The following is a 16652-nucleotide window of genomic DNA, read 5'->3' as shown; positions in this document are numbered from 1 at the left end:
TTATAATGAACATAGTCAAAAATTATTTAAAAAAAATCTTAATCGTTTCTACTTTTATATTATTTAGCACTTTTTCTTTTGGCCAAAACAATGAGGAAATCTTTATTGGCAATAAAAACGCTAGAGTAGAAATTAAAATTTATAGTTCATTCACATGCCCACATTGTGCAAACTTTCATAAAAATATATATCCAAAATTAGTAAAGGAATATGCAAGTAAGGATTTAATTAAAATTAGTTTTGTTGATTTTCCATTAGATATTGCAGCATTAAATGCATCAAAAATTGTTAGATGTTCAACAAAAGAATCAAGTATCTTGCTAATTGATGAGATTTATAAAAATCAAAATGTTTGGTCTGCAGGAGACAAAATACAAGAAATTAATAAAAAATTATTTCTAATAGCTAATAAATTCAATTTATCTAATGAAAAGCTATCTAACTGTTTAAAGGATCAAAAATTGGAAGAAAAAATATTAAACGATAGAATTAATGGTCAAAAAAAATATTCTATTAACTCAACTCCTACTATCATTATTAATGAAAAAAAATATGAAGGAAATCCTACTTTTGAAAATTTATCAAAAGAAATATCAAAGATTTTGAGATGAAATTTAAAAAACTAGAAATAGTTGGCTTCAAATCTTTTGCTGATAAGACCCATTTGTTAATAGAAGATGGCCTTACGGGAATCGTTGGACCAAATGGTTGTGGAAAATCCAATATTGTCGAAGCTTTAAGGTGGTGCATGGGAGAAACTTCTGCAAAAAGCCTTAGAGGCAGTGGAATGGAAGACGTGATATTCTCCGGAACCTCAAATCGTCCTTCTAAAAATATTGCTGAAGTAAATATTCTTTTAGATAATAACGAAAATATTCATCAATTTAGAGATACTCCTGAAATTGAAATTAAAAGAAGAATAGAAAAAGACAAAGGTTCAAATTACTACATTAATGGAAAAGAGGTTCGAGCAAGAGATGTGCAAATATTATTTGCAGATCTTTCTACGGGAGCTCATTCGCCGTCAATGGTAAGTCAGGGAAAAGTTGGTTCTTTAATTACTGCAAAGCCGACAGATAGAAGAGCGATATTAGAAGAGGCTGCTGGCATTGGAGGACTTCATGCCAGAAGACATGAGGCTGAATTAAGATTAAGTGCAGCTGAAAATAATTTAAAAAAAGCTGATGACATAATGAAGCAAATCGAACTTCAATTAAGAAATTTATTAAAACAAGCAGAGGAAGCTTCGAGATACAAAACAATCTCAAATGAAATCAAAAAAAATGAAGCTCTACTTTCATATTTAAAAATCCAGGAAATTAATAAAGAACTCAAAGAAAGTCAGGAGGGTTTAAACGAAATTGATGATGATATTAGCGCAGTAACAATTGAAAAAAATTACAGTAGTGAACTATTAGATAGTGAAAATAAAAGAATTAAGCCGTTAAGAAACGATTTTGCAGAAATTACAAGCAAACTACAAAGACTAAACTTAGAATATGAAGACCTATTTAAGCAAGAGCAAAGAACTAAGGAAGAAGCAGAAAAACTTAGAATTGATCTAAAAAATTCTAACGATGATCTTCAAAGTGAGAATATTAATATTAACAATGCAAATTCTAATATCAAACGATTAACAGAAGAAAAAACTAAAATATTAGAGTTTGAAAAAACATATTATGAAATTGAAAATAAAACTAATAGTGATTTTAAAAAAATTTCTGAGGAATTAAACATCGAACAAAAAGCGCTTGAAGTTTTATCAGAAAAAATATTTGCAAATATTGGCAATGCAGAAATTAAAAATGCTATTAATAATTATTTAAATTATTTTAAAAATTTTAGTGATAAACAATCTATAATACTAAACGATACTATAAATAATCTTGAAAATATTGGATCTCAAAAAATTAAAGATAATTTAAAAAATATTTTAACTAACTTCGAAGAAACATATAAAAATATTGAAGATTTATACAATCTAATTAAAAAAGATAATGAACAATTGTCATCTTTTAACAAAGATGATGCAAAAAACGAATTCACTCAAAAAACTTTTTTAATTAAAGAATTACAAGAAAAATATGCGATATTTCTAAGTAAATATGAAACAATAAAAAACGATTCTATTAAAAGAAAAGAAAGAATTAAAAGTATTGATACCGAAACAGATAACTGGCGTAATTTAGAACAAAACTCAAAGACAAAATCAGAAAGTCTCATATCTCGACTAAAAAATTTAGAGAAGGAGATCATTAAAATTCAAATAAAGCCCGGTGAAATTGGTGAACAAAAAGGTTTTTATCAAGAGAATATAAAAAATACTGAAGAAGCTCGAGCAAAGATTAGTTCTGAAATTGAAATTTCAGAAAATAAGGTAGCAGAAATTAATAAGGTGTTAGCAGATATTAACGAAAAAGTTTTAATTGGACGTGAAAAAAAGGTTCGTTTTGAAACACTTATAGATAATCATAAAGTAAAGATTACAGACTTAGAAAATAAAGTTAAGGAAGATTTTAAATGCTCAATAGATGATCTATTAAATGATCAAGACAAATTAGCTATTGAAAAAACAAATATTGAAAAAATAGAAACTTCACTAAAGACTCTAAAAGATGAAAGAGACAATATGGGTGCGGTCAATTTAAGAGCGGATGATGAAACTAAAAATCTTGAAAATCAAATAAATAAAATGATGGAAGACAGAAAAGATCTTTTAGCTGGAATATTAAAATTAAAATCTAGTATTAACGAATTAAATCAAAAAGGAAGAGAAAAACTAATTGATGCTTATGATAAAGTTGGAAGAAAATTTAATGATGTGTATACAAAATTATTTGGAGGAGGGAATGCTAGACTTGAATTGATAGAGTCCGACGATCCTCTGGAAGCAGGTTTAGAACTTTTAGTAAGTCCTCCTGGAAAAAAATTACAATCAATTACTTTGCTGTCTGGTGGTGAGCAAGCTTTAACTGCGATGGCCTTAATATTTGCGGTATTTTTAATTAATCCTGCTCCTATCTGTATTTTGGATGAAGTAGACGCTCCCTTAGATGATGCAAACGTTACAAGATTTTGTTCTTTAATAGAAGAACTAACAAAAATTACAGAAACAAAATTTATAGTTATCACTCACCATGCGTTGACTATGTCTAGAATGAATAGATTATATGGAGTAACAATGGCTGAGAGAGGCGTAAGTCAACTGGTTGCTGTTGATCTTGAAAAAGCTGAGGAAATGGTAGCATAAATTACTCAATGTCAGAATTTGACGACCTAAAGTCCAAGATAGAATTAATAAAAAAAAAATATAAAAAAGATAAAATAATTAAAAATAATAATTCTATTGGGTCAGCATTTAAAATGAGCACAGAGTTAGTTGCTGCAGTTTTTGTCGCAATTTTTATTGGCTGGTATATCGATAAATGGTTAGGAACTAAGCCAATTTTTTTAATAATTCTATTATTAGTTGGTATTGTGGCAGGTATATTTAATGTTGTACGATCTGCAAAAATGATTAATAAAGACTAAATTTATGGCAACAAATCCAATGCATCAGTTCGAGGTTCATAAAATCGGACCTTCGTTATCTATAAATGGAGTAGATATTTCTTTTACTAATTCAAGTCTATTCATGTTAATTAGTTCAATTTTAATTATCACATTCTTTATCCTTGGGACAAAAAAAATAAGTATTGTGCCAGGAAAAATTCAAATTCTTAATGAACTTGTATTTAATTTTATTTCAAAAATGATTAATGAGACTGTCGGCAATGATGCAAAACCTTATTTCCCATTCATACTAACTCTTTTTATATTTATATTAACAATGAACATGATTGGTTTGTTACCTTATTCATTTACAGTTACTAGCCAAGTGATCATTACATTTTTTTTTGCTATTGTAATATTTATTGGAGTTACGATTGTTGGCTTTGTAAAAAATGGATTAGGATTTTTAAAGATATTTGTTCCGTCTGGAATTCCTGTTTTTTTATTACCTTTATTAGTAGTAATTGAAATAATATCTTTTTTAAGTAGGCCTATAAGTTTATCTGTACGTTTATTCGCAAATATGCTTGCGGGACACACTATGTTAAAAGTTTTTGGAGGGTTTGTTGTAAGTTTAGGTATCTTGGGCGGATGGTTACCTCTAAGTTTTTCCGTAGCTTTAACAGCTCTAGAGATACTTGTAGCTTTTTTACAAGCTTATGTATTTGCAGTTTTATCGTGTATTTACTTAAACGATGCATTACATATGCATCACTAAAACTAACAAAAAAAGGAGAAAAAAATGGAAGTAGCAGCAGCAAAGTTAATAGGAGCAGGTCTTGCGGCAATCGCGTTGGGAGGAGCTGGAGTGGGCATAGGAACTATATTTGGTAATTATTTGTCGGCAGCAATAAGAAATCCTTCAGCAGCTCAAAAACAATTTCCTACATTATTATTAGGATTTGCATTGGCAGAGGCTACGGGTTTATTTGCACTAGTTATTGCATTATTGATACTTTTTGCATTTTAACTATTTAAAATAAATCTAAGTTTTAAGTTAACTGATGAAAAAAAATATAATTTTTTTTATTTTTCTTTTGTTTCTTGAACAGGAAGCAACAGCAAATGAAGGAATGCCTCAACTTAACCCAGAGTTCTGGTTATCTCAAATATTCTGGTTGGTTATATGTTTTGGTTTCTTATATTTTTTAATTCACAAATTTTTTAGTCCAAAGATTTTTAAATTATTGGACCAAAGAGCAAGTTTTTTAAAATCACTAATTGATGAAACGGAAAATAATAAAAATCAAATTCAAAAATTAGATAATGAATATAATAAAATAATTGCCGAGGCTAAAAAAAATTCAAAAGAAAATTCAGCAAAATTGAATAATGAATTTAACGAAAAAATATCAGTTAAAAAAAAAGAATTTGAAAATTATTTAAATACCGAAACTACTAAAGTAGAAAATGAAATTAATAATTTTAAAAAGCAAGCTTTGGATAATATTTCAGATATTGCGTCGGAATTTTCAAAAGAACTTATAGAAAAAATAACTGGAACAAAACCTAACGACAGTAATCTAAAAGCAATAATTTCTGAGATATCTAAAAACCAGAAAGAGAGCAAGTATGTTTGATGCAACATTTTGGGTAGCAATCTCTTTTGTAACATTTTGTTTAATACTTATTTATAAAAAGATTCCTCAAGTTATTAATAAATTACTAGATGATAAAATAAATGAGATTAAATCTGAAATTGAAAATACAAGAAATTTAAAAACAGAAAGTGAAGAGTTGCTTCAAAAATATAAAGATAAGGTACAAGACGCTCACCAAGAGAGTAAAGATATTCTTGCTTCAGAAAAAAAAGAAGCAGAAAACTTTATAAAAGAATCTGAAAATAAATTTGAACAATTAATGATTCATAAAAAAAAATCTTTAGAACAAAAATTAGGACAAATGAAAATCAAAGCAATAAAAGATATTCAGGATATCTCAAATAAAATTGCATTAGAGGCTGTTAGAAGAATAATACTAGATCCAGCTAATATCGATAAAATTAAAATTATAAATCAAAAAAATCTAGAAAAAACATTTAATCAACTAAAACAAACTAAAATATCTTAACTCTTAGAATGAGAACCGTCACAAAAAGGTTTGTTTTTAGTTTTTTTGCAACTGCATAAAAAATAATTTTTATCTTCTGTAACTGAGAATTTAATCGGCTCAAAATTTGTTGTTTTATGGGAACCATCACAAAAAATCTCATTTTTGGAAAGACCACATGCGCACCAATAATAATCTTTTCCAATTTCTAGGTTAATTTTTTTTGAGTTTTTAATAATTTTTTCTTTCATGATAATATAAGATAATTTGTATATTAATTTATTTCAATGAACAAAAACTAATTTTATGCAAATCTAGATTATTAAATAGTATTTGTATTTATTAATCTGGTCTCTACAAAATTTACTCATATAATACAGAATTCAAAATTTAAAATTCTTTATGGAAAAAAAGATCATAAACATATTTTTAGCAAGCCCAAGAGGTTTTTGTGCTGGTGTAGATCGAGCTGTTGAAATCGTAAAAAAAACTATTACTAAATTTGGAGCACCCGTTTATGTAAGACACGAAATTGTGCATAATCATTTTGTAGTTGAAAGTCTAAAATCACAAGGGGCAATATTTATTAATGAACTTTTTGAGATCAAAGATAAATCAAGACCTGTTATATTTTCAGCTCACGGTGTTCCGAAAGAAATTATCAATCAAGCAAAATTAAATAATCTTATCTACATAGATGCAACGTGTCCTTTAGTAACAAAAGTACATAGAGAAGCTGAGTCTTTAGCAAAAGATGAATTTAATATTATTTTTATTGGCCACAAAAATCATCCTGAAGTGATTGGAACTATGGGGCAAATAGATAAGAATTACATCACATTAATAGAAAATAAAGATGATGTAAAAAAATATTTTCCTAAGATTCAAAATAATAAATTTGCATATATCACACAAACTACTCTCTCAGTTGATGATACATTAGAAATTATATCTCTTTTAAAAAAAAAATACCCCACAATAAAAGAACCAATTAAAAGTGATATTTGCTATGCAACAACAAACCGACAAGAAGCCGTAAAAAAAATTGCAAAGAAATGTGATTTATTTTTAGTTGTTGGAAGTAAAAGCTCTTCTAACTCACAAAGATTAGTAGAAGTTGCAAAAAAATTTGGTTGCAAAGATAGTATTTTGATTGATTCTAATCAGGAATTACCATTTGATAAAATTAAAGATTCAAAGAACATAGGTATAACTTCTGGTGCATCAGCACCTGAAATATTAGTTGAGAATTTAATTAAAGAAATTAAAAATATAAGTGACATTAAACTTGAAGAAGTAATTGCCTCAGTTGAGAACGTTTCTTTTAAACTTCCTACAATGCTTATTAAATAATGGCTGTATATACTAAATTAGAATATCAAGAAGTTGAAAAATTCTTAGAACAATACAATATTAATGGATTCAAAGATTATACAGGAATTACTGAAGGTGTAGAAAATACAAATTATCTTATTAAAACATTAAAACAAGATTACATTCTTACTATTTATGAAAAACGAGTTAATGAAAATGATATACCATTTTTTATAAAATTATTATCTAATCTATCCGAGAATAAATTTCCTTGTCCAAGACCGATTGAGAATAAAAATAATGAAAAAATTAATAAAATTAAAAATAAAAATGCAGCCTTAGTAACTTTTTTAGATGGACAATCAAAAAACAAAATAACTAGTGAAGAATGTTTTGAAATAGGAAAAATAACAGCTCAGTTACATGAAATAACAAAAAAATTTAACATTCATAGGAAAAATAATTTATCTATTGAAAGCTGGAAAGATATTTTGGAAAAAACTATTAAACAAAAAATAGATTTAGATAATACAATAATTACAAAAACTAGAAATTATTTAAATCTTTTAAAAGATAAATGGCCAAAAAATCTACCTCAAGGCATAATTCATGCAGATCTGTTTCCTGATAATATATTTTTTAAAAATAATAAAGTTTCTGGAATTATAGATTTTTATTTCGCCTGTAACGATTTCTTTGCTTATGAAATTGCAATTTGTATAAACTCTATATGTTTTGATAACAATTCAACATTTAATATGACAAAAGCTAAAAATCTAATAGACGGATATTCTTCGATAAGAACATTGTCCGAAAATGAAAAAAAATATTTACCAATTCTGTCAATGGGAGCTGCAATGAGATTTTTTTTGACAAGGCTTTATGATTTTTATCATACCGATAATAAGGCTAACGTTAAAATTAAAGACCCCATGGAATACTTTAAAAAAATTGAATTTCATTCAACTATTAAGAATTTTAATGAATATTTTATTTAATGAATGAAATTATAATTTATACTGATGGTTCTTGTCTGGGTAACCCTGGAAAGGGTGGTTGGGCTGCATTAATTATACAAAATAATACAGAAGAGACTTTGATTGGTTCTGAAAAAGAAACTACTAATAATAGAATGGAGTTAACAGCAGCTATAAATGCTTTGTTAAAAATCAAACAAAATAAAAAAATTAAGATCTATACTGACTCTAAATATGTAAAAGATGGTATTCAAAAATGGATCAGTAACTGGAAATTAAATAACTGGAAAAATGCAAATAAGAAGGATGTAAAAAATAAAGATCTTTGGATAAAATTAGATAATCTAATTGATAAAAAAGAAATCACATGGAACTGGGTAAAGGCTCACTCCATTAACGAGTATAATAATAAAGTAGATCTTCTTGCTAGAAATGCCGCTAATGCAAACAGTTAGCTTTAATATAATTTTTAATTCTGTCTAAATTTTTAGGTAAAACTTTATAAAATTCTTTTTTTTTAAGATTTTTATTAATTTCACTAGGCACGTTAACTTTTTTTCGTAATATTTTATAAATAGTTTCTCCAAATTTTGCAGGGTGGGCTGTTTCTAAAGAAAATAAATTTTCATCCTTTTTTTTATGAATTTGACAATAGTGTTGCAAAGCATTTAATCCGACTGCTGAATGTGGATCTAATACTTTGTTATTAGATTGATTTACTAACTTTATAGTTTTCTTAGTATCTTTCGCATCCACTGACTTAGAGTAAAAAATATTTTTCATACGCTTCAATATATTTTGATCAATTTTATAAAATCCCTTGTTATTAAGTTGCTTCATTAATTCTGATATTTTTTTAGAATTATTATTATAATAAGAAGAAATTAATCTTTCAAAATTACTAGCTACCTGTATATCCATACTCGGAGAGATACTAAATTTTACTTTGGAAGGTTTATAAACTCCATTTCTTAAAAATTTATATAAAAGATCATTTTCATTAGTTGCAATAATTAATTTAGATATGGGTAAACCCATTTTATAAGCAATATAACCAGCATAAATATCGCCAAAATTTCCTGTTGGCACTGAAAATACACTTTTTTTATTTTTTTCAGATAAGCGAAAATGAGAATAAAAATAATAAACTATCTGAACAACAATTCTTGCCCAGTTTATTGAGTTAACTCCAGACATATTAATTGATCTTCTAAAATGGAAATCATTGAACATTGATTTTACTAATCTTTGACAATCATCAAATGAACCTTCCACAGCAATATTAAATACATTTTTAGAATTTACTGTAGTCATTAACTTTCTCTGTGTTACAGAGACTTTTCCTTTTGGATGTAAGATAAAAATTCGTAAATTTTTTTTATTTTTTACAGCATCAATAGCTGCGGCGCCAGTATCTCCAGACGTTGCTGTAATTAAATTAATTTTATTTTTATTTTTTGGAAGAATACTTTCATACATATTTCCTATCACTTGCATTGCGATGTCTTTAAAAGCTAAAGTTGGACCATGATACAATTCAATTAAATTAAATTTTTTTACTCTCGAAAATTTAACCACATTTTTGCTATTAAATTTTTTATAGGATTTTATTATAATTTTTTTTAACTGTTTATTTGAAAAAGTGTTGCCCGTATAAATCTTTATAATCTCATATGCTAAATCATTATAATTTAACTTTGATAATCTCTTTAAGAAAATTTTAGATAAACGAGGTATTTTTTTTGGGATATACAGACCGCCATCATGGGCAAGACCATTTAAAAAAGTATCAGTAAAATTGTAAATTTTTTTATTATTTCTGGTACTTATGTATTCCATTAAGCTTTCTTTCTATAATATAAAAAAAAAATTATAGTAACTAATCCTAAGCCATACCATGTTATAGCATATTGCAAATGATTATTTGATAAACGAACCTCAGAATCATTAAAAATAATATCTTTGTTTGAACTTGAAGTTTGAATGATCATTAAGGGATAAATATTCTTATTAAGTAATTTCTTAAGATTATCAACTTCTATTGAGTACAAAAAATCTTCTTTAATATTATTGTCAGGTGTAAATAAATTCTTTTCTTTTATTTTTTTTGTATAGCCTTCAATAATATCATCGTTAAATAAGGTATTTTTTATTGAATTAATCTTATCTTTTCTAATCCAACCTTTATCTACTAAAACTACTAATGAATTATTAATTTCATAAGGGACTATAACTTTAAAACCTATCTCTCCTTTATTAAGCTGATATAAAAATATTTTTGATTTTAAATGCTTTTTCTTAATTAGAACTTTTATGTATTCTCTATCTATATCTAAATTAAAATCTATAGATTGTTTTTTTAAGTTTTGTTCTAAATTAATAATTAAATTATTTTTTGAATATAATCTATAAACTTGCCATGTTCCTAAAGATAAAATGATAAGTATAAAAAAAAAGAAAAATATATCTAATGATTTAATTTTATACAAAATTATTTGTTAACTTCCCCAAATATATATTGAAGCAAATAAAAATAGCCAAACTACATCAACAAAATGCCAGTACCATGCTGCAGCCTCAAATCCAAAATGATGATCAGGTTTATAATGGCCAGCTTTTGCTCTAAAGTAACAAACTGCTAAAAAAATTGTTCCAACAATTACATGAAAGCCATGAAAACCTGTGGCCATATAAAAAGTAGCGCCATAAATTCCAGAGTTTAATTTAAAATCCGCATGCAAATATTCGTAAGCCTGGAATGAGGTAAAAATAACTCCAAGAATTACTGTTAATAAAAGCCCATTTAATAATCCTTTTCGATCATTTTCCAAAAGCGAGTGATGTGCCCAAGTTACGGTTGTTCCTGATAAAAGCAAAATTAAAGTGTTTATCAGAGGTATATGCCAAGGATCTAGAGTCTGTATACCTTTTGGAGGCCAAACACCTCCAATAACTGCATCTGGAAAAAGACTAGAATCAAAATAAGCCCAAAACCATGCGACAAAAAACATTACTTCTGACATTATAAAAAGCGTCATTCCGTATCTAAGACCAATTTGAACAACTGGTGTATGATCGCCTTTATGTTCACCTTCAATAACAACATCTCTGAACCACATGAACATAGAATAAAGAGTTAAAGCCAGACCAATTAATAACAACCAAAAAGATTTGGCATGCATATAATACACTGCGCCAAAAGCTAAAATTAAAGCTGAAAAAGACGAAACGATTGGCCAAATACTTGGATCAACTAAATGATAATCATGTCCTTTTTTATGACTGTCTGACATTAATTTTTCTCCTTTTTAAAATTAGCTACATCAAAAAAAGTATAAGATAAAGTAATATCCTTAATCTCCTTTGTAGATAAGTCATCTACTATTTTTGGATCAATAAAATATGCCATTTCAAACTCTTTAGTTTCTTTAGCTTTTAAGGTTTGTTGTTCAACGCAAAAACAACTTATTTTATTAAAATACTTTCCAACAGTATCTGGGGTAACATTAAAAGTTGAAACAGCTGTTGATGTTTCATTTCCTAAATTTTTTACTTTAAATTTGACTGTTGAAACTTGACCAGGCTTAATATTTTCTTTTATTTTTTCAGCTTTAAATTCCCAAAATAAACCTTTTGAAACATTAGTATCAAATCTAGTTGTAACATTATGGTTAATAATAATACTTGGAACTTGCTTAGAAAATTTTGTAGTTCCCCCAAATCCAGTTATTTTACAAAATAATTCATAAAGTGGAACAGAGGCATAAGATAGTCCTAACATTATAAAAAATATAAGTACTAAATAGATAGGATTAATTTTATTTTTAGTTTGTAAACTCATAAGGGTCTTACAAGTATTCCATTCCCAATATTTAAAATTGTGAATATAAAAAAGAATATTACAAGTAACGATAAAATAATTGCAGTAATATAATTTTTATTCATTAAAAAAATCCAACAAAACTTTCAATTAACAATAGAGTAAAAATTAAAAATAAATATAAAATTGAAAAAGCAAATATTTTTTTTGAAAATTTTCCTATATCTTTTTTGTTACTAGCTTTTAATAGTTTAAAAGTTAACCAAATATAGAAGGCTCCTAAAATAACAGTTGGAACTAAATAAACTAAACCAGCAAAATTAAAATAAAATGGTAATATAGTTATTGGAAATAATAAAAGTGCATAAGCAAAAATATTTTTTTTAGTAAAATCTATACCTGACACAACCGGAAGCATTGGAATTTTCGCTTTTTTATAATCTTCAGATTTATATAAAGATAGCGACCAAAAGTGAGATGGCGTCCAAAAAAATATAATTAAAAATAAAATTATTGGCTCAATCGATAAACTGTTATTTGCAATAGTCCAACCTATAACTGGGGGAAATGCTCCTGCGGCACCTCCAATTACTATATTTTGAACACTTCTTCTCTTTAGCCAAATTGTATAAATAAAAATATAAAAACCAATGGTGATCGCTAGTATTGAAGCTGATAAAATATTTGAAACTAAATACAATCCAGCAATAGAAATAAGACTTAGAATAATTCCAAAAGATAATGCTTGAGAATTTGAAATTTTACCAAGAGGAATTGGTCTTAAACAAGTGCGTGACATCACTGCATCAATTTCTGAATCGTACCACATATTAAGAGCTCCAGCTGCCCCCGCGCCTAATGCAACAAAAAACAATCCTAAAGCTGATGTTAAAAAATCTACTTGCTTATTTGATATAATCAAACCAACGAAGGCCGTAAAAACTACAAGAGACATTACTCTTGGTTTCATCAAATTATAAAAATTTTTAAGAACTAAAATATTTTTACTCTTTTGATAATTAGCAAAGGTAGTTTTATACACTTTATTTAATTATTTAATTTTAGGCAGTTCGTTAAACTGATGGAATGGAGGCGGTGAACTTAAAGTCCATTCTAATGTAGTTGCCCCTTCTCCCCATTGATTATCAGGAACTCTTTTTCCTCTAATAAATGCATGAGCGACTAAGATTAAAAATACTAAAACTCCAAAACCAGAGATATAAGAACCAATTGATGAAATATAATTCCATCCAGCATAAGCATCTGGATAATCAACGTATCTCCTTGGCATTCCAGCTAAACCTAAAAAATGCTGAGGAAAGAAAACTAAATTAACTCCAATAAATGTTAGCCAAAAATGTATTTTTCCTAAAACTTCCGAATATTCGTATCCGGACATCTTACCGAACCAATAATAAAATCCTGCAAATATCGAAAATACTGCCCCTAAAGAAAGAACATAATGGAAGTGGGCCACCACATAATATGTATCATGAAATGAAGTATCAACTCCAGCATTAGCAAGAACAACTCCTGTAACTCCACCAACAGTAAATAAAAATATAAAACCAACAGCCCAAAGCATTGGTGTTTTAAGAGTAATTGAACCTCCCCACATTGTAGCGATCCATGAAAAAACTTTAATACCTGTAGGCACAGCAATAATCATAGTTGCAAATACAAAGTAGGCTTTTGTATCTACACCTAAACCAACCGTGTACATATGATGAGCCCAAACAACAAAACCTACAACTCCAATTGAGACCATCGCATAAGCCATACCAAGATATCCAAAGATAGGTTTTTTTGAAAAGGTTGAAATAATATGGCTTATCATTCCAAAGCCTGGAAGGATCATAATATAAACTTCAGGATGTCCAAAAAACCAAAATAAATGTTGAAATAAAACTGGATCCCCACCTCCTTTAGGTTCAAAAAATGCGGTTCCAAAATTTCTGTCAGTTAATAACATTGTAATCGCTCCAGCAAGAACTGGTAAAGATAACAATAATAAAAATGCAGTTACTAAAATTGACCATGCAAACAGAGGCATTTTATGCATCGTCATTCCAGGAGCTCTCATATTAAAAATAGTAGTTATAAAATTAATAGCCCCAAGAATTGATGAAGCTCCAGCAAGGTGCAAACTTAATATTGCAAGATCCATAGCAGGTCCTGGTTGTCCAGCTTTTGAAGATAACGGAGGATAAATTGTCCAACCACCTCCAACCCCAGCTCCACCAGGGGGACCTTCTACAAAAATAGAAACAATTAATAAAATAAATGCAGCAGGCAATAGCCAAAAAGAGACATTATTCATTCTAGGAAATGCCATATCAGGAGCTCCTATCATTAAAGGAACAAACCAGTTTCCAAAACCACCTATCATGGCTGGCATCACCATAAAAAAAACCATTATTAAACCATGACCCGTTACAAGAACATTGTAGAGATGATAATTACCTTTTAAAATTCCGTCTCCTGGATACATAAGTTCCATTCTCATCAAAATAGATAAGGTTGTCCCAACAATTCCTGCAACAATTGCAAAAATTAAATACAAAGTTCCAATATCTTTATGATTTGTGGAAAATAACCATCTTGTCCAAAAACTTGGATAATGTGAATGATCAGAACTTGCGGTAGCCATCTATTTTTTCTCCTTTGTTAAATTTTCTGCAACAATGTTATTTTCTGGATACTTGGCAAACTTTTTCTTAGCCTCACTAAGCCAATCATTATATTGTTTTTCTGAAACCACTCTTACCGTGATTGGCATAAATGCGTGTCTAGACCCACATAACTCTGAACACTGTCCATAATATACTCCTTCTTTTACAGCTTTAAACCAGGTCTCATTGACTCTTCCTGGAACAGCATCTCTTTTTACTCCAAAAGATGGAACTGCCCAAGCATGCAACACATCATTCGCTGTAATTAAAACTTTAACAACTTTGTTCACTGGAACAACCACATGATTGTCTGTTTCTAAAAGTCTTGGTTGATTTGGCTTTAAATTTTTTGTCTCAACCATGTTAGCTTCAAATGCAATATTTTGATCTGGGTATTCATATCCCCAATACCACTGATAACCTATTGCTTTAATAGTAACATCAGCCTTTGGAATTACATCTTGTTTATAAAGCAATCTAAATGATGGAACAGCTATCACTATTAAAATTAAACAAGGAATAACTGTCCATAAAATTTCTATAAAAGTATTATGCGATGTTTTAGAAGGTGTTGGATTTTTTGAAGCTCTAAATCGTATAACTGAATACAAAAGTAAAAAAAGTACAAAAACAGAAATTGCAACTATTATGGGAAGTAAAATACGATCATGAAGATGAACAATATCATCCATTACAGAAGTAACTGACTCGTTATATCCCATTTGCCAATTGTCTCTCGCAAATAATGTCCCTGGAGTTACAAAAAGTACTAAAGATAAATAAAATTTTTTAAGTAATTTTTTAGTCATTAATTTAAAGATATACTATGTAAATTTAGTTATTTAACTATATTATTAACACAAATATATACAAAAAATTTGCGACAATTTATCTAAAAATGAACCCAAATTTAAATGAGTTTTTTTCAGAAGAAAATTCAATTTCAAAAAAGTCAGCAGAAACAATAGTTAATAATACTCTTTTTAAGTGTGATGATGGTGAACTTTTCCTAGAATCTACAGTTTCTGAATCATTAGTATTGGATGATGGTAAAATCAAAAATACAAGTTACGACTCTAGTAAAGGCTACGGTTTAAGATCTGTAAATAATGATGTAACAACTTACTCTCACTCCAATGAATTAACAGAAGAATCTCTAAAAAAGTCAGCAAAAATAATATTAGATGCTAATAAAAATTATTCTGGAAAAATAAATTCTGGACCAAAAAAAACTAATAAATATCTTTATACCGACGTTAATCCAATAGAAGCAAAAAACTTTTCTGAAAAAATAGATCTATTAAATAAAATTGATAAATATTTAAGATCTAAAAATCCTTATGTTAAGCAAGTTTCAAGTTCAATATTTTCTGAATACCAACAAGTAGAAATTATAAGACCTGGCAATCAAAGTTACTCGGACAAAAGACCTCTTGTTAGATTTAATGTTTCAGTAATGGTTGAAAAAAATGGAAGAAAAGAAACTGGAAGCTATGGAACCGGTGGTCGAAAAATATTGGATGAATATATTACTGAATTAAATTGGAAAAAAGTTTGCGATATTGCGCTAAAACAGGCATTAATTAATCTTGAAAGCGTTGACGCTCCTGCTGGTGAAATGAAAGTAGTTCTTGGACCTGGTTGGCCTGGCATACTTCTTCATGAAGCAATTGGACATGGACTAGAAGGTGATTTTAATAGAAAAAAAACTTCAGCATTCTCAAATTTAATGGGACAAAAAATAGCTGATGAGCAAGTAACTGTTGTCGATGATGGAACAATTGAGAATAGAAGAGGATCAATCACTATTGATGATGAGGGAACACCAACTAATAAAACTGTTCTAATCGAAAAAGGAATACTAAAAAATTATATACATGACAGATTGAATGCAAGACTAATGAACGTCCAACCAACAGGAAATGGTCGTAGAGAAAGTTTTGAACATATCCCAATGCCTCGCATGACAAACACTTATATGCTTTCTGGAAAATATCATCCTGATGAAATAATTAAATCAGTTGATAAAGGAATTTATGCTGTTGCTTTTGGTGGCGGACAAGTGGATATCACAAATGGTAAATTTGTTTTTTCCTGCACAGAAGCTTATGAAATTAAAAATGGAAAAATTGGCAAACCATTAAAGGGTGCAACATTAATTGGCAATGGTCCTGATGTTCTGACAAAAGTTAAGATGGTTGGTAATGATATGGAACTAGATGCTGGAGTTGGAACTTGCGGAAAGAATGGACAATGGGTGCCCGTTGG

General features: G+C 28.3%; 19 protein-coding genes. 11 read left to right on the top strand and 8 right to left on the bottom strand.

Annotation, left to right across the window (positions count from 1 at the left end):
• Positions 1 to 5 precede the first annotated feature (5 nt).
• Genes AC8IGH_RS01790 through AC8IGH_RS01760 form a run of 7 tightly spaced genes read left to right on the top strand, consistent with a single transcriptional unit; the run spans position 6 to position 5622 of the window.
• Positions 6 to 611 carry a thioredoxin domain-containing protein gene (locus AC8IGH_RS01790; protein ID WP_507419005.1) on the top strand — a complete coding sequence of 202 codons (606 nt, stop codon included), beginning with the start codon at positions 6 to 8 and terminating at the stop codon, positions 609 to 611.
• Entirely contained in the window at positions 608 to 3250 is a 2643-nt protein-coding gene (locus AC8IGH_RS01785; protein ID WP_507419004.1) for a chromosome segregation SMC family protein, read from the top strand. Before AC8IGH_RS01790 ends, AC8IGH_RS01785 begins: the two co-directional genes overlap by 4 nt.
• Before the next feature lie 8 nt (positions 3251 to 3258).
• Positions 3259 to 3531, top strand: a complete 273-nt coding sequence (locus AC8IGH_RS01780; protein WP_507419003.1) for an AtpZ/AtpI family protein — start codon at positions 3259 to 3261, stop codon at positions 3529 to 3531.
• Between the two features lie 4 nt (positions 3532 to 3535).
• Positions 3536 to 4270: a F0F1 ATP synthase subunit A gene (locus AC8IGH_RS01775; RefSeq protein ID WP_507419002.1), complete on the top strand. Its 735-nt coding sequence runs from the start codon at positions 3536 to 3538 to the stop codon at positions 4268 to 4270.
• Positions 4271 to 4294: 24 nt separating this feature from the next.
• Positions 4295 to 4522 (top strand): F0F1 ATP synthase subunit C, encoded by a 228-nt coding sequence (locus tag AC8IGH_RS01770; RefSeq protein ID WP_029205835.1) that lies wholly within the window; start codon positions 4295 to 4297, stop codon positions 4520 to 4522.
• Between the two features lie 34 nt (positions 4523 to 4556).
• On the top strand, positions 4557 to 5132 hold the full coding sequence (locus AC8IGH_RS01765) for a F0F1 ATP synthase subunit B (RefSeq protein ID WP_507419001.1): 576 nt from the start codon (positions 4557 to 4559) through the stop codon (positions 5130 to 5132).
• Complete coding sequence (locus AC8IGH_RS01760) at positions 5125 to 5622, top strand: F0F1 ATP synthase subunit B family protein (protein ID WP_507419000.1); 498 nt, start codon at positions 5125 to 5127, stop codon at positions 5620 to 5622. The genes AC8IGH_RS01765 and AC8IGH_RS01760 overlap by 8 nt, the downstream gene beginning before the upstream one ends.
• Here AC8IGH_RS01760 and AC8IGH_RS01755 read toward each other — a convergent pair.
• On the bottom strand, positions 5619 to 5852 hold the full coding sequence (locus tag AC8IGH_RS01755) for a CDGSH iron-sulfur domain-containing protein (RefSeq protein ID WP_507418999.1): 234 nt from the start codon (positions 5850 to 5852) through the stop codon (positions 5619 to 5621). The genes AC8IGH_RS01760 and AC8IGH_RS01755 overlap by 4 nt on opposite strands.
• 151 nt (positions 5853 to 6003) lie before the next feature.
• On the opposite strand from AC8IGH_RS01755, the gene ispH reads away from it, so the two are divergent.
• The 3 genes from ispH to rnhA are packed head-to-tail and all read left to right on the top strand — an operon-like array spanning position 6004 to position 8347.
• Positions 6004 to 6954 carry a 4-hydroxy-3-methylbut-2-enyl diphosphate reductase gene (ispH, locus tag AC8IGH_RS01750; RefSeq protein WP_507418998.1) on the top strand — a complete coding sequence of 317 codons (951 nt, stop codon included), beginning with the start codon at positions 6004 to 6006 and terminating at the stop codon, positions 6952 to 6954.
• Complete coding sequence (locus AC8IGH_RS01745; protein ID WP_507418997.1) at positions 6954 to 7913, top strand: homoserine kinase; 960 nt, start codon at positions 6954 to 6956, stop codon at positions 7911 to 7913. The genes ispH and AC8IGH_RS01745 overlap by 1 nt, the downstream gene beginning before the upstream one ends.
• Complete coding sequence (gene rnhA, locus AC8IGH_RS01740) at positions 7913 to 8347, top strand: ribonuclease HI (RefSeq protein ID WP_507418996.1); 435 nt, start codon at positions 7913 to 7915, stop codon at positions 8345 to 8347. The genes AC8IGH_RS01745 and rnhA overlap by 1 nt, the downstream gene beginning before the upstream one ends.
• Here the strand turns inward: rnhA and thrC are convergent.
• From thrC to coxB, 7 genes are all read right to left on the bottom strand, one after another.
• A complete protein-coding gene (gene thrC, locus AC8IGH_RS01735; protein ID WP_507418995.1) occupies positions 8331 to 9731 on the bottom strand; it encodes a threonine synthase in 1401 nt (466 codons plus the stop codon). The two genes, rnhA and thrC, sit on opposite strands and share 17 nt — an antisense overlap.
• On the bottom strand, positions 9731 to 10381 hold the full coding sequence (locus AC8IGH_RS01730; protein WP_507418994.1) for an SURF1 family protein: 651 nt from the start codon (positions 10379 to 10381) through the stop codon (positions 9731 to 9733). Before AC8IGH_RS01730 ends, thrC begins: the two co-directional genes overlap by 1 nt.
• A 9-nt stretch (positions 10382 to 10390) precedes the next feature.
• On the bottom strand, positions 10391 to 11185 hold the full coding sequence (locus AC8IGH_RS01725; protein WP_507418993.1) for a cytochrome c oxidase subunit 3: 795 nt from the start codon (positions 11183 to 11185) through the stop codon (positions 10391 to 10393).
• Positions 11185 to 11733 carry a cytochrome c oxidase assembly protein gene (locus AC8IGH_RS01720; RefSeq protein WP_507418992.1) on the bottom strand — a complete coding sequence of 183 codons (549 nt, stop codon included), beginning with the start codon at positions 11731 to 11733 and terminating at the stop codon, positions 11185 to 11187. The genes AC8IGH_RS01725 and AC8IGH_RS01720 overlap by 1 nt, the downstream gene beginning before the upstream one ends.
• 103 nt (positions 11734 to 11836) lie before the next feature.
• Positions 11837 to 12754, bottom strand: a complete 918-nt coding sequence (locus tag AC8IGH_RS01715; protein ID WP_507418991.1) for a heme o synthase — start codon at positions 12752 to 12754, stop codon at positions 11837 to 11839.
• Positions 12755 to 12763: 9 nt separating this feature from the next.
• Positions 12764 to 14362, bottom strand: a complete 1599-nt coding sequence (gene ctaD, locus AC8IGH_RS01710; protein WP_507418990.1) for a cytochrome c oxidase subunit I — start codon at positions 14360 to 14362, stop codon at positions 12764 to 12766.
• Positions 14363 to 15193: a cytochrome c oxidase subunit II gene (gene coxB, locus AC8IGH_RS01705; RefSeq protein WP_507418989.1), complete on the bottom strand. Its 831-nt coding sequence runs from the start codon at positions 15191 to 15193 to the stop codon at positions 14363 to 14365. It abuts the gene before it with no gap.
• An 89-nt stretch (positions 15194 to 15282) separates the two neighbouring features.
• Here coxB and AC8IGH_RS01700 point away from each other — a divergent pair.
• Positions 15283 to 16652: metallopeptidase TldD-related protein (locus tag AC8IGH_RS01700; RefSeq protein ID WP_507418988.1), on the top strand; the 1370-nt coding region annotated here is incomplete at its 3' end.

Origin of the sequence: Candidatus Allofontibacter sp., assembly GCF_038145245.1 — a bacterium.
Taxonomy (GTDB): Bacteria; Pseudomonadota; Alphaproteobacteria; order Pelagibacterales; family Pelagibacteraceae; genus Fontibacterium.
This window is presented reverse-complemented; position numbering and strand designations above follow the sequence as displayed.

Excerpts from the sequence above, each read along its gene's own strand:
- AC8IGH_RS01775 (WP_507419002.1), top strand. The coding sequence starts at position 3,536 with ATGGCAACAAATCCAATGCATCAGTTCGAGGTTCATAAAATCGGACCT.
- AC8IGH_RS01765 (WP_507419001.1), top strand. The coding sequence starts at position 4,557 with ATGAAAAAAAATATAATTTTTTTTATTTTTCTTTTGTTTCTTGAACAG.
- ispH (WP_507418998.1), top strand. The coding sequence starts at position 6,004 with ATGGAAAAAAAGATCATAAACATATTTTTAGCAAGCCCAAGAGGTTTT.
- AC8IGH_RS01745 (WP_507418997.1), top strand. The coding sequence starts at position 6,954 with ATGGCTGTATATACTAAATTAGAATATCAAGAAGTTGAAAAATTCTTA.
- AC8IGH_RS01770 (WP_029205835.1), top strand. The coding sequence starts at position 4,295 with ATGGAAGTAGCAGCAGCAAAGTTAATAGGAGCAGGTCTTGCGGCAATC.
- AC8IGH_RS01780 (WP_507419003.1), top strand. The coding sequence starts at position 3,259 with ATGTCAGAATTTGACGACCTAAAGTCCAAGATAGAATTAATAAAAAAA.
- rnhA (WP_507418996.1), top strand. The coding sequence starts at position 7,913 with ATGAATGAAATTATAATTTATACTGATGGTTCTTGTCTGGGTAACCCT.
- AC8IGH_RS01720 (WP_507418992.1), bottom strand. The coding sequence starts at position 11,733 with ATGAGTTTACAAACTAAAAATAAAATTAATCCTATCTATTTAGTACTT.
- thrC (WP_507418995.1), bottom strand. The coding sequence starts at position 9,731 with ATGGAATACATAAGTACCAGAAATAATAAAAAAATTTACAATTTTACT.
- AC8IGH_RS01785 (WP_507419004.1), top strand. The coding sequence starts at position 608 with ATGAAATTTAAAAAACTAGAAATAGTTGGCTTCAAATCTTTTGCTGAT.
- AC8IGH_RS01755 (WP_507418999.1), bottom strand. The coding sequence starts at position 5,852 with ATGAAAGAAAAAATTATTAAAAACTCAAAAAAAATTAACCTAGAAATT.
- ctaD (WP_507418990.1), bottom strand. The coding sequence starts at position 14,362 with ATGGCTACCGCAAGTTCTGATCATTCACATTATCCAAGTTTTTGGACA.
- coxB (WP_507418989.1), bottom strand. The coding sequence starts at position 15,193 with ATGACTAAAAAATTACTTAAAAAATTTTATTTATCTTTAGTACTTTTT.
- AC8IGH_RS01790 (WP_507419005.1), top strand. The coding sequence starts at position 6 with ATGAACATAGTCAAAAATTATTTAAAAAAAATCTTAATCGTTTCTACT.
- AC8IGH_RS01725 (WP_507418993.1), bottom strand. The coding sequence starts at position 11,185 with ATGTCAGACAGTCATAAAAAAGGACATGATTATCATTTAGTTGATCCA.
- AC8IGH_RS01760 (WP_507419000.1), top strand. The coding sequence starts at position 5,125 with ATGTTTGATGCAACATTTTGGGTAGCAATCTCTTTTGTAACATTTTGT.